Raw genomic sequence first — 12,877 nt, 5'->3', positions numbered from 1 at the left:
AGACCGGCGTCCGCCCGGGGACGAAAAGACTCCGACCACCGCTCCGGACGCTTCGATTACGTCCCAAAGTTAGGGTTTTCCAAGGCGTAAAACCAATTTCAGCCAGGGATGCAGGCCACGAAACGCAAGCGGGAAAAACACCCAATCCGCACCATCCCCGCCGACCGGCGGGACGCTCCGGCCGTCCGAACGAAACAACGACTCCACGACAATCGCAGTCATGAGAAAAAACTATAACTACACACGACGCAAGTTGTATCTGCCCGAATACGGGCGCCACATCCAGGAGATGATCGATTCGCTCTCCCAAATCGAAGACCGCCGCGAACGCAACCGTCAGGCGCGGGCCGTGATCGCCGTGATGGGCAACCTCTTTCCGCTGCTGCGCGACACGGCGGACTACACCCACAAGCTGTGGGATCACCTCTTCATCATGTCTGATTTCCAGCTCGATGTCGACTCGCCCTATCCGCGTCCCTCGCGCGAGGATCTGACCGTCACGCCCCACCGCATGCCCTACTCGCAAAGCCGCTTCGCCCATAAGCACTACGGCAAATATGTCGAGCAGATGCTGCGCCGCCTGGCCGACGAAAAGAACCCCCGTACGGTGGCCCGCACGGTCGACAACCTGGCGCGCTACATGCGCACCAAGAGCTACGAATACAACCAGGAACACCCCAACAACGAGGTAATCGTTAAAGACATCCGCCGCATGTCCGGCGGAAGCATCGAAATCGACGAAGCCGCCATCAACAACCTCCGAAGCGACTACAAACAACACTTTTCGACACGTCCGCAGAAAGGCTCCCAGCAGCGCATGCAGAAACGCCAGCAAAAAAACCACGGCCCGCAGCACAACAACCGCAACTTTCAGAAAAACAACGGCGGCCGGCGCAACGCGCAGAAATAAGGGTTGTCCGCCAATGCAGTTTTTCGTATCTTTGTCAAGTGAACACGCTGGATAGCAATATCCAATTCGTGGCCGGCGTGGGCGAAGCACGGGCCAAACTCCTCGACCGGGAGCTGGGCATCCGCACCATCGGCGATCTGCTGACCCATGTCCCGTTCCGCTACATCGACCGCACGAAGGTCTACCGCATCGCCGAGATCACGGAAGATGCGCCCGCGCTCGTCCAGTTCCGCGCCCGCGTGACGGGAATCGGATATGCCGGCGAAGGGCGCAAGCGCCGCTTCACGGCTTATGTGCAAGACCCCTCGGGCCGCGGCGAGCTGGTGTGGTTTCGGGGCATCAAATGGATCGAAAAGCGGATCGAGGTGGGGCGCGAGTACCTGATCTTCGGGCGCCCGTCGTTCTACCGCGGCGAACTCTCGATGGCCCATCCCGAGCTGGAGACTATCGAGCAGGCTCTGTCGCGCAAAGCCGAAAGCGGCATGCAGGGCATCTACCCCTCGACCGAGAAGCTATCGAACGTTCTGGGAACCAAGGGTATGTACCAGATCATCCGCAACGCATGGATCTCTGTCAAGGATCGGATCGACGAAACGCTGCCCGACGCCGTGCGCACGCAATACGGCTTGATGCCGCTGCGCGAAGCCTATTATAACGTCCACTTCCCCCAATCGCCCGAAGCGCTCCGACAGGCCCAATACCGGCTGAAGTTCGACGAACTGCTGGGCATCCAGCTCAACATCCAGGCGAACCGCACGGAGCGGCTCTCGAAAAGCAACGGTTTTCTTTTTCCGAAAGTAGGCGGCGTGTTCAATACGTTCTATACGCAGAAACTGCCGTTTCCGCTCACGGGAGCGCAGAAACGCGTCATCAAAGAGATACGCCAAGACACCGTCACGGGATTCCAGATGAACCGCCTGCTGCAAGGCGACGTGGGCAGCGGCAAAACGCTGGTGGCGCTCATGTCGATGCTGCTGGCCGTAGACAACGGCTACCAGGCCTGCATGATGGCGCCCACCGAAATCCTGGCCCGCCAGCACTTCGCCACCTTCAACCGCCTGCTCGAAGGGCTGAACGTGCGGGTGGCGATCCTGACCGGCTCGTCGAAAAGCCGCGAACGGCGGCAGGCTCTCGACGGCATCGCCTCGGGTAAGGTACAGATTCTGATCGGCACCCACGCGCTGCTGGAAGACCGCGTGCAGTTCGCCGACCTGGGGTTCGTGGTCATCGACGAACAGCACCGCTTCGGGGTCGAGCAGCGCGCACGTCTCTGGACGAAGAACGCCCGCCCGCCCCACATTCTGGTCATGACGGCCACCCCGATCCCGCGCACGCTGGCCATGACCCTCTACGGCGATCTGGATGTCTCCGTGATCGACGAACTGCCGCCCGGACGCCGGCCGATCAAAACCGTGCACTACACCGATGCGGCCCGGCTGCGGCTCTTCGGATTCATGAAGCAGGAGATCAAGAAAGGCCGCCAGGTCTATGTGGTCTACCCGCTGATCAAGGAGTCGGAGTCGATGGACTACAAAGACCTTACGGACGGCTACGAGTCGATTTCGCGCGACTTTCCATTGCCCGAATACGTGACGACGATCTGCCACGGCAAGATGAAGCCCGCCGACAAGGAAGAGTCGATGCGCCAGTTCAAGGAGGGGCAGGCCCACATCATGGTCGCTACGTCGGTCATCGAGGTGGGCGTCGACGTGCCCAACGCCACGGTCATGGTAATCGAGTCGGCCGAACGCTTCGGCCTTTCGCAGCTCCACCAGCTGCGCGGCCGCGTAGGCCGCGGCGGCGAACAGTCCTACTGCATCCTCATGTCGGGCGTGAAGCTCTCGAAAGAATCGCACGCCCGGCTGGATGCCATGTGCGAGACCAACGACGGCTTCCGGCTGGCGGAACTCGACCTCAAGCTGCGCGGCGCAGGCGACGTGAACGGCACGATGCAGAGCGGCATGGCATTCGATTTGAAGATCGCCAATCCGACGGCCGACGCACAGATACTTACCGTCTCGCGCGAAGCGGCCATCGCCATCCTGGCGGACGACCCGACGCTGGCCAGACCCGAAAATCGGGGACTCGAAGCGCTGCGTCGCCGCTACTCGAAAGAAGACAAGATCGATTTCTCACGCATATCGTAACATTCACGCAAAAAAACGCACATCCATGAAACGCTTCCTGCTCATCATAACCTTTCTGGCACTGGCCTTACCGCTCTCGGCACAACTTTACCATCCGGGCGAGGTGCTCCAATACCGCGTGAGCTACAAGGCCAAGATGTTCCCCAACACCGAAGTGGGCGCCGTGGAGGTCAAGACCACCGAAACCGAACTGGAGGGCAAGAAATGCTACCTGGTCGAGGGCATCGGCCGCACGCTGCCCACCTACCGCTGGTTCTATAACATGGAAGACATCTACCGCATCTGGGTCGACCCGGCCGACATGCGCACCCGACGTTTCGCCAGCGACATCCGCGAAGGCGACTACACGTTCGAAAGCCGTTTCGTCTACGTATGGGCCGACTCGGTGGTGCACACCCGCTGGCGCAGCCGCCAGAATCCGTTCGCCGAGAAACACATGAAACTGACGTGCGAGAGCATGGACCCCGTGTCGCTCTTCTTCAACCTGCGCTCGGCCCGGGCCGAGGATTTTGTGGAGGGCGAGCCGGCGACGCTGCAAATGGTGCTGCAAGACACGATCCGCCACCTGAAGTACAGTTTTCTGGGGCGCGAGAACAAGAAGATCCGCAACATGGGCAAATTCAAGACCCTGAAGTTCGACTGCCAGCTGGGCACCACGGAAGGGTACTCCTTTACCGACGGCACGGTCTTCACGATCTGGATTTCGGACGACGAAAACAAGATCCCGCTCTATATCGAATCGCCCGTGCGCGTAGGCAGCATCAATGCCTACATATCGGGCTACAAGAATCTGAAATACCCGCTCGAAAGCCTTATCAAGTAAGGCCGGATCACTTGTTGCGGAAGACGACCGAACCTTTCAACCGGCCGTCGGGACGCTCGGCAACGCCGGGCAAAAGCTGCACGCTGCGAAACGCTGCGGCCCGGGTGGGAGGCGCAGGTTTCGCACCCGTCCCGATCCACTCCGCAGCCAGAGCATAAAGCGGATCGGCCGTAGTGCCGAAAGCCCCCGGATAACAAGCTGCCCGATACAGCGGGCTGTCGTCAAATTCCACGTCGGGCACGAAGCCGTCCGAATAATCGCGGAACCCGAGGTTGTTTTCCGAATAGAACGTGATGGGCATGAACGTATAGAGTTCGCCCCCCTCCAGATGGTCGACATACCCCTCCATACCGACATTCTTGCCGTTGGTGCGCATGCCGATCAGGCGCACCTCGATGCCCAGACCGCGCAGACCATTGATTACCAACTCGCTGGCCGAAGCAGTACTCTCCGAACACAAAACATAAATGCGCTTCAGCCCCAAAGCCTCCGGCAAAGCCGAAACGATGGGCGTATAGACGCCCGTGCCGTCGGGCGTATGTCCGTTGCCGATGCGGTAAACGCCGCTCTCGCCCGCCGCCGTACGCCGGGCGTTGTAGACCGTCCGGCAATATACCCCGTCCTTGCAGGCGTCGCCGACGATGAGCGTAGCCAGCACCGTGCTGGAACGCACGGCACCGCCGCCATTGTAACGCAAATCGAGGATCAGTTCCTCGGCGCCGCGGAAACTCCTGAACGCCTCGATCAACGCCTGATCCTGCGAAGTCTCGAAGCCCATGTAAAGCAGATAGGCCGTCTTTCTGCCCCCTACGGTAGTCACGGAACTTTCATAGATGGCCGGATCGACATAGGTCTGCGCCGCAAGCGTTACCTCGGGCAACGGCTCCAACCCCTGGAAATCGGCGTTATCGGCCCAAACTACCCGATTGGGCAGCGCCCGCACCGAAGTACCATAATAAAGCCGCCGCGCGAGCGACTGATAATTGCTCGTCGTGACCGGCTGTCCGTCAACCTCGGAGATGAACATGCCGCGCTCCAAGCCGGCCGCATCGGCAGGCGTACCGGGCGTAACGCCCATGACCGCCAACCCGACCGCCTGTTTCCCCGAAGAAGCCAACACGACAGCCTGCAAACGCCACACTCCTGTTCCGGTCGTCGTCTCGCCGGCAGCACGCGCCGAAGCAGCGGATCGCTTGGCAGTCGAAGCTGCCGATTGCTTGACATAGGAATAAAAATACTGCCGCACGCCATTCTTCCAATGGCCGTCGTCGTAGTTCAGATCACGGCCCCGATCGTCCTTGAAAGCGGCGACGCCCGTCAGCATCGAACGCAGAAAATTCGAATAATCGAGCGTATAATCGAGCGTCATGCCGGCGAGCGGCTCGTTCCAAAGATAATTTTCACGCATGTAACCGGCCATCCATTCGTTGACCTCGAAATAATCGCCGTCGTCGGCATACTGCACGATCCGGAACGAAGCCGGAGAGGAATAACCGTTCACACGCACCGAAATGACGGCCTCCCGCCGCGCACCGGTATCGTTGGGAGCGGTCGTGACATTGAAAAGCTGCAAACCCGAGCCTCCCGACTGCGGCGCCACGCTGCACCACGATTCGCTGCTCCCGACGCGCCAGGCTGCTGCTGCCGTAAAAGAAAAAAGATGCGGCTCTCCACCGGTCTTGCTGCGAACGACCGCCGTCCACGACGAATCGGAAACACCCGTACCGCCGACACCGGAAAGGGTTTCATCGCTGCTGCAAGAGACCAAGCCGACAACGGCCCAAGTCAAAATAATGAAAAGATGCTTCATATTTTGGTTTTTTTATGATCGGCGGCATACTTGCGGCACCAGGGGGCTATGCCGCACGAAGCGCATTTGGGAGCGCGCGCCGTACAGACGTAGCGGCCGTGGAGGATCAACCAATGATGCGCCACAGGCAGCAGATGCCCCGGAATGTTCTTTTCGAGCGCCAACTCGGTCTGGAGCGGCGTTTTGGAACCGGTAGTCAGCCCGATACGCTCCGAAACGCGGAACACATGGGTGTCGACCGGCATGACCTCGCGCTGCCACAGCACGGCGCCCAGCACGTTGGCCGTCTTGCGGCCCACGCCGGGCAGCCGCTGCATCTGTTCAAGGTCGGAAGGCACCTCGCCGCCGAACTCCTCGCACAACATGCGGGCCATACCGGCCAGATTGCGGGCCTTGTTGTTGGGATAGGAAATGCTTTTTATATAAGGGTAAATCCCCTCCGCCCCGGCCGCAGCCATCTTGTCGGGGGTGGGAAATGCTTCGAAAAGGGCGGGCGTAGTCATGTTGACCCGCTTGTCGGTGCACTGGGCCGAGAGGATGACGGCCACCAGAAGCTGGTAGGGGTTTTCGTAGTGCAACTCGCTTTCGGCCACGGGCATGTGCTCCGAGAACCAGGCGATGATGCCGTCGTAACGTTGTTCGAGTGTCATGTCTATCGAGTTTTCCGGCGTCGGAACAAAATCTTTTTGACCAGCAGTCCTGCACCCTCGGGACAAAACAACAAACGCGGCGCGGTCTTCAGGTCGCATGCCCAACGCACCAAATATTCACGTACGGGGCCGTGGAACGAGAGCACCCACAACGCCACCGAACTGCGCCGCCGCAAGATGCGGAAGCGGTTGCGGCCCGCGCCGTAGCGGGCATCGAACCAAAGGCTGATATCCATCAACGAATCGCAGAAAGCGATGCGCTTGCGGTATTCGGTATTGTGGCTCACGCTCACGGGCAGACGCCGGTGCACGGCCGTGAAAACAGGAATGAAACGCACGCGGCTGCACGCAGCGAACCACAGCCACATGGGCGCGTCGTCGGTCATCCACTCGGGATGCTCCTCGGGGTGCACCTCGTCGTAATAGCGGGCGATCAATTCGCGCCGAGCCAACGTTGCGCAATTGCAGATCGTCAACCGGCACAGCAGCCGGTCGAAATCGGTAAAATGCTCCTCCTCGTCGGGAGTCGTGGTGCCGGTAGCCTGGTAATAGTTTTCCGCCCGTGTGAAACACATGCCGCACCCAGGGTCGCTCTCCATGAGGTCGACCTGCATCTGCAACTTCTGCGGATCGCTCCACCAGTCGTCGCCGTCGCAATAGGCCACATACTTGCCGCGGCAAGCCTCGAACGTACGGCGGTAGTTGGCGCGCCACCCGACGTTCGAATCGGACGTCACGACGCGCACCCGGTCGGGGAAGCGCTCGGCATATTCGCGGCAGAGGGCAGCCGTAGCGTCGGTGCTGCAATCCTCGCCCAACACCAGCTCGACGGCGAACGAGGTTTGCTGCACGAGCACGCTTTCGACGGCCTGCCGCAGATAGGCTTCGTGATTATAAGTCGTCATGCAGACCGAAACGAGGGGATTAGCAGGCATAACCATATTCCTTTGTCAGATAATTTGTCTTTCCGGCAAAAAGCGGCGGAAAAACCGGCGCTCGCTTTTCGCTTACAACTTACTCAGTTTGGCGAATTTGGCCAGCAGGGTCTTTTCGCCGGCGTTGTCGAATTCGATCGCCAGCTTCTGGTCGCCGTCGAGCGTTTCGATGCGACGGACGATGCCGACGCCGAACTTCGAGTGCTCGACACGCTGCCCGACAGCATAATCGCCGGACGAAGCAGCAGCGGAGGGTGCAGCAGAAAACGATGCCGATCGGACGCCCACCCACCGCAACCCCTCGGTGGAGGGACGGAGCGGCTGCACCAAAGCCGGATCGGGCTTCTGCCGCGGCTTGAAACCATCGGAGCGCGAAGCCCCCATAGAACCGCTGCCGAAGCGGGAACTGCCGGAAGAAACACCGTAGCGCGCACCGTTCCCCCGGCTGCCGGCCGATCGGTCGTCGCCGGCGGCACCGTATTTCCCGCCTGCCGGTCTGCTTCCACCCGAAGAATAACCGCCTCCCTGCGACGAACGGGAGGGGTATCGCTGCGCCGGGCCGCTGCCGTATCCGTGTTCGTCTTGGCGCACCGCACCGTCTTTCTGTTTGAACCGGTAGTCGAACTTCCGCCGCAACTCGTCGATAGCCTGGCTTCCCTCCGCCCGGCGCGGCAGCAGATCGTCCTCCTCCCCGACGACATTTTCGAGGTATTGGGAATCGATTTCGCGCAAGAAACAACTCGGATGCGAAAACACCATATCGCCCCACTTGAACCGCATCTCGGCATAGGAGAGCGTAGCAGCGACCTTGGCACGCGTGAGCGCCACATAGAACAGCCGCCGCTCCTCCTCCAGCCCGTCGGGCGACTCCATGGCCCGCTGCGAAGGGAAGAGGTTTTCTTCGAGACCGACTATGTATACATATTTATACTCCAACCCCTTGGCCGAATGAACGGTCATCAAGGTCACTTTGTTGCGATCCTCGGGGTCGTCCTTGTCCATGTCGGTCATCAACATGACGTTCTGCAACCACTCCTCGATGGTGGCCTCCTCCTCGGGCTGACGCTCGCCGCCGCGGATTTCGGCGTCGCACTGCTCCTTGAAAAGCTGCATGGAGTTGAGCAATTCCTCGATATTATCCAGAGCCGACGTCGCCTCAGGCGTATTTTCGGCCCGATAGGCCGCCAGAATACCCGACCGTGAGGCGATCTCCAGACCGAAGTCGTAAAGCCCCTTTTCGGTGCGGAGAGCGCCCAACGAACGGATCAGAGCGACGAACTCCGCAACCTTGCGGACGATGGCTTTCTGCACGGCATCGGCGGGCGGCTCGGCGACCAACGCATCGACGGCCTCCCACATCGAAACACCCCGCTCGGCGGCCAGCTGCGCGATGCGCTGCACGGTCGTATCGCCGATTCCGCGCGTCGGATAGTTGACGATGCGGCGGAACGCCTCGTCGTCGCGCGGGTTGATGACCAGACGGATGTAGGCCATCAAGTCCTTGATCTCCTTATGGTCGTAGAACGACGAACCCTTGTAGATGCGGTAGGGAATGCCGCGGCGCCGCAAGCTGTTCTCCAGCACGGCCGACTGGTTGTTGGTGCGGTAGAGAATCACGGCCTCGGCCCACCCGTCGCCTGCGGCCCGCACCTTGTCGCGCAGGTCGGAGACCACCGTTTCGGCTTCCTCGCGATCGGTGGAAGCCCTCAACACACGAATCTTCTCGCCTCGGTCGCCCTCCGAAAAACACTTCTTGTCGAGCTTTTTGGAGTTGCGCCGGATGACCGAATTGGCCGCATCGACGATCGTCTGCGTGGAACGGTAGTTCTGTTCGAGCTTAAAGACCTTGGCATCGGGAAAATCCTTCTGGAATGAGAGGATATTCTCGATCTTGGCGCCGCGGAACGAATAGATCGACTGTGCATCGTCGCCCACCACACACACCCGCGAATGGGTCTGCGACAGGCGCCGGATGATGATATACTGGGCGTAGTTGGTATCCTGGTACTCGTCGACCAAAATATACTGGAACTGCTCTTGGTAACGGGCCAGCACGTCGGGGCAGTCGCGCAGCAGGATGTTGGTCTGCAACAGCAGGTCGTCGAAATCCATGGCGCCGTTGCTCTTGCAACGCTGGCAATAGGTGTTGTAGATATCGCCGAACTCGGGAATCTGCGCCTGACGATCTTCGGCCGCGTAAGTTGCATTGGCGAGGTAAGCGCCCGGCGTTATCAACGCATTCTTGGCGAAAGAGATGCGCGAAGCAAGGCGGGCAGGCTTGTACTTGTCGTCGTCGAGGTTCCGTTCGCGGACGATGGTCTTCAACAAGTTCTTGCAGTCCGACGGCTCGTAGATCGTGAACGACTGCGGAAAACCTATGCGGTCGGCGTTCTCGCGCAAGATGCGCGCGAAGACCGAATGGAACGTACCCATGCGGATGTAGCGGCTCCGACTGCCGGGCAGCATCTGCCCGATGCGCTCGCGCATCTGCTCGGCGGCCTTGTTCGTGAACGTGAGGGCCAAGATGTTGAACGGCGCCACCCCCTGTTCGATCATGTAGGCGATGCGCGACGTCAAGACGCGCGTCTTGCCCGAGCCGGCGCCGGCGATGATGAGCGACGGGGAGTCGTAGTTTTCGACCGCCGCGCGCTGGGCGGGATTGAGACCATTTAAGATATCCGACACGTAATTACGCTTGAATGTTACGGATGCAAAATTACGATTTTTATTCGCCCGATGCAAGTGAAAGCTGTCCGGTGTAGAGTCCGATGATGACGCCGTTGAAGCCGCGCGCCGTATGGGTGCTCAGGTTCCGCGTGTCGACTCCCTGCGCAAGCACGGCGAACGGCTCCCGCCCCACAGCATATTCCAAGTCGCAGCTTCCGCCCGCGCCCCGCACCCGCAGGGTCAAGTGTTCGGCAGTTTCTTCGGGCCGGAGCGGCAGAAAGGTCGAAGTCACGGCGCCTTTTTCACAACGGACGGCCGCCAGTGCCTCGCCGTCGGCGCAGCGCACCTTGCCGAAAAGCAGGTAGTGGCGTTCGTTCTGGAAGAGCGCCATGCCGGCGAACTGTCCGTCGGCCAGCCGGCACACCAGGTCGGTCTGCGCCTCGAAATCGGTGTGCTGCTGTCTCACACCCACGAAAGCGGGGTTGGCCGTGCGATCGATCGCCTGCCCGTTATCCTTGAGCGTCAGCCCCCTGCGCCCGGTGCGCAGCCATTCGCCGCGCGGCATGCGGATCGTGAGCCAACGATCATCGAGGCCCTCGGAAAAATCGGTGCTCCAAGCAAAATTGCCGGTCGCAGGCACACCGCCCGGCTCCAGCCCCTCCTTGCGCACGACCGTGGGCACCGCTTCGCCCGGCGGCAGAATGACCGGGCCGCCGTCGACCCAAGCGACGGGCAGCAGGAACGTTTCGCGCCCCGTGTTGTAGAAGTCGTCGGCATAGGGCCGGCAGCCCAAGAAAACGGAATACCATTGCCCGTCGGGCGTGCATACCATGTCGGCATGGCCCGTGCTGGTTACCTTGTCGGGCCGGTCGGCCGGTAAATCACGCTGCGTCAGAATCGGATTATGGACGCACGGCACGTAGGGGCCTGCGACACGGAAGGATTTGAGCGCCACTTGCGAATGAGCCTCGTAAGTGCCGCCCTCGGCTGCAAGCATGATATATTCGCCATCTTTCTTATAAAGATGAGGCCCTTCGAGCCACTCGGGCTGCGCCGCGAAGTCGAGGCCGCCGTCGAGCAGCAACACCGGATCGCCCACGACGCGATCGGACGCCGTGTCGTACTCCCGCAACCACAAAGCCCGATGGCTGTTCCACTGCCGCCGGCCCGGAGGCATGTCGTTGTGGAGCAGGTAGGCCTTGCCGTCGTCGTCGAAGAACAGCGACGGGTCGATCCCCTCGACTTCAGGGAGCGGAATCGGATCGCTCCACCCGCCTGCGAAAGGGTCGCGGCACTTGACGACGAAATTCCCGATGCCGTCGACACAAGTATTGACCACGTAGAAGGTGTCGTTATGTGGATTATAACTGATGTCGGGCGCATAGATGCCCCGGTTGAAGCGCAGCGAATCGAGCGGCACCTGCCCGGGGCGGTCGAGCACGAACCCCAACTGCCGCCAGTGCACCAGATCGCGGCTGTGGAAGATCGGAATCGAGGGATAGAATGTGAACGACGAATTGACCAAAAAATAGTCGTCGCCCTTGCGGCAGACGCTCGGATCGGGATGGAAACCCGCCAGAACGGGGTTGAAATACTCGTTGCCAGGGTCGATCGCCTGCTCGAAACGGGCATCGCAGCCGCTGTACGAAAAACAAGTAAAGCGGGCTTCGCCCTGAGCGAGCGAACCGCAGCCGCCGAACCACAAGCCGGCAACAAAAACCGGCAAAAAGAAAATACGTAATCCAATCATAATATAAAGGTAACCAAAAAGCACCGGCGGACAAAAAATCATCCGCCATTTTTACTATTTTTGCAATATCTTTGTGTTCCGAACGTTAAAGAACAACGAGGCGGCAGCACATGCCGGACGCTCCGCGACGGCCGGCCCTAAACCCGAAGTGCAAACAACGTAAAGAAACAAGCATACACTATGAGCGAAGTCATCAACATCAAGGAACTCAACGAACGCATCGAGCGCGAATCGATCTTCGTCGACACGCTGCGCAGCGAAATGGGCAAGGTCATCGTGGGTCAGGGCCACCTGGTCGACACCCTGCTGATCGGCCTGCTCTCCAACGGCCACATCCTGCTCGAAGGCGTGCCGGGTCTGGCCAAGACACTGGCCATTACCACGCTGGCCAAGGCCGTCGACGCCTGCTTCTCGCGCATCCAGTTCACGCCCGACCTGCTGCCGGCCGACCTGCTGGGCACGCTGATCTACTCGCAGAAGAACGAGGATTTCGTCGTCCGCAAGGGGCCGATCTTCGCCAACTTCGTGCTGGCCGACGAAATCAACCGTTCGCCGGCCAAGGTGCAGTCGGCCCTGCTCGAAGCGATGCAGGAGCGGCAGGTAACCATCGGCGAGGAGACCTACCCCCTGCCGCAGCCCTTCCTGGTGCTGGCCACGCAGAACCCCCTGGAGCAAGAGGGCACCTACCCGCTGCCCGAGGCGCAAGTCGACCGTTTCATGCTCAAAGCCAAGATCTCCTACCCTAACAAACAGGAGGAGCGCGACATCGTGCGGATGAACCTTTCGGGCGCCGGCATGCCGGAAGTAAACAAGGTGGTCTCGCCCGAAGACATCGTCAAGGCCCGCAAGGTGGTCGAGGATGTCTACATGGACGAGAAGATCGAGAAATACATCATCGACATCATCTTCGCCACCCGCGAGCCGGGCGAATACAACCTGGGCAAGCTCCAGAACCTGATCGCCTACGGCGGCTCGCCCCGTGCATCGATCTCGCTGGCCAAGGCGGCCCGCGCCTACGCTTTCATCCGCCGCCGCGGCTACGTGATCCCCGAAGACGTGCGCGCCGTGTGCCACGACGTGCTGCGCCATCGCATCGGGCTGACCTACGAGGCCGAGGCCGAAAACATTACCTCGGAAGAGATCATCACAGACATCCTCAACAACGTAATCGTACCTTAACCGGCC

At 60.4% G+C, this 12,877-nt stretch carries 8 protein-coding genes and 1 pseudogene; 4 read left to right on the top strand and 5 right to left on the bottom strand.

The genetic code is table 11. The annotated features are described in order from the left end of the window. Positions 1 to 220 precede the first annotated feature (220 nt). The 3 genes and pseudogenes from QZ298_RS02605 (at position 221) to QZ298_RS02595 (ending at position 3,880) form a co-directional block, all read left to right on the top strand. Positions 221 to 910 (top strand): DUF4290 domain-containing protein, encoded by a 690-nt coding sequence (locus tag QZ298_RS02605; protein ID WP_296005179.1) that lies wholly within the window; start codon positions 221 to 223, stop codon positions 908 to 910. Then, a pseudogene (gene recG / locus QZ298_RS02600) lies at positions 859 to 3,057 on the top strand (ATP-dependent DNA helicase RecG); the annotation flags it as partial. The gene QZ298_RS02605 and the pseudogene recG, both read left to right, overlap by 52 nt. Before the next feature lie 25 nt (positions 3,058 to 3,082). Beyond that, on the top strand, positions 3,083 to 3,880 hold the full coding sequence (locus QZ298_RS02595) for a DUF3108 domain-containing protein (protein ID WP_296005178.1): 798 nt from the start codon (positions 3,083 to 3,085) through the stop codon (positions 3,878 to 3,880). 7 nt (positions 3,881 to 3,887) lie between these two features. On the opposite strand, the gene QZ298_RS02590 is transcribed toward QZ298_RS02595, so the two are convergent. The 5 genes from QZ298_RS02590 to QZ298_RS02570 form a co-directional block, all read right to left on the bottom strand. Continuing rightward, positions 3,888 to 5,690, bottom strand: coding sequence for a S41 family peptidase (locus QZ298_RS02590; protein ID WP_296005177.1), 1,803 nt, complete (start codon positions 5,688 to 5,690; stop codon positions 3,888 to 3,890). After that, entirely contained in the window at positions 5,687 to 6,340 is a 654-nt protein-coding gene (nth, locus tag QZ298_RS02585; protein ID WP_296005176.1) for an endonuclease III, read from the bottom strand. The genes QZ298_RS02590 and nth overlap by 4 nt, the downstream gene beginning before the upstream one ends. A gap of 2 nt (positions 6,341 to 6,342) precedes the next feature. After that, positions 6,343 to 7,281 (bottom strand): glycosyltransferase, encoded by a 939-nt coding sequence (locus tag QZ298_RS02580; protein ID WP_296005175.1) that lies wholly within the window; start codon positions 7,279 to 7,281, stop codon positions 6,343 to 6,345. Positions 7,282 to 7,347: 66 nt separating this feature from the next. After that, positions 7,348 to 9,960, bottom strand: a complete 2,613-nt coding sequence (locus QZ298_RS02575; RefSeq protein WP_296005174.1) for an ATP-dependent helicase — start codon at positions 9,958 to 9,960, stop codon at positions 7,348 to 7,350. A 40-nt stretch (positions 9,961 to 10,000) separates the two neighbouring features. Then, a complete protein-coding gene (locus QZ298_RS02570; protein WP_296005173.1) occupies positions 10,001 to 11,692 on the bottom strand; it encodes a glycoside hydrolase family 43 protein in 1,692 nt (563 codons plus the stop codon). 180 nt (positions 11,693 to 11,872) lie between these two features. Between QZ298_RS02570 and QZ298_RS02565 the strand changes: the two genes are divergently transcribed. Beyond that, positions 11,873 to 12,871: an AAA family ATPase gene (locus QZ298_RS02565; RefSeq protein WP_296005172.1), complete on the top strand. Its 999-nt coding sequence runs from the start codon at positions 11,873 to 11,875 to the stop codon at positions 12,869 to 12,871. Positions 12,872 to 12,877: the final 6 nt, after the last annotated feature.

This window comes from uncultured Alistipes sp., from assembly GCF_910580175.1.
Taxonomy (GTDB): domain Bacteria; phylum Bacteroidota; class Bacteroidia; order Bacteroidales; family Rikenellaceae; genus Alistipes.
The sequence above is the reverse complement of the archived record's forward strand: the minus strand, read 5'-3'. Positions and strand labels throughout refer to the sequence as shown.

Excerpts from the sequence above, each read along its gene's own strand:
- QZ298_RS02605 (WP_296005179.1), top strand. The coding sequence starts at position 221 with ATGAGAAAAAACTATAACTACACACGACGCAAGTTGTATCTGCCCGAA.
- QZ298_RS02595 (WP_296005178.1), top strand. The coding sequence starts at position 3,083 with ATGAAACGCTTCCTGCTCATCATAACCTTTCTGGCACTGGCCTTACCG.
- QZ298_RS02590 (WP_296005177.1), bottom strand. The coding sequence starts at position 5,690 with ATGAAGCATCTTTTCATTATTTTGACTTGGGCCGTTGTCGGCTTGGTC.
- nth (WP_296005176.1), bottom strand. The coding sequence starts at position 6,340 with ATGACACTCGAACAACGTTACGACGGCATCATCGCCTGGTTCTCGGAG.
- QZ298_RS02580 (WP_296005175.1), bottom strand. The coding sequence starts at position 7,281 with ATGGTTATGCCTGCTAATCCCCTCGTTTCGGTCTGCATGACGACTTAT.
- QZ298_RS02570 (WP_296005173.1), bottom strand. The coding sequence starts at position 11,692 with ATGATTGGATTACGTATTTTCTTTTTGCCGGTTTTTGTTGCCGGCTTG.
- QZ298_RS02565 (WP_296005172.1), top strand. The coding sequence starts at position 11,873 with ATGAGCGAAGTCATCAACATCAAGGAACTCAACGAACGCATCGAGCGC.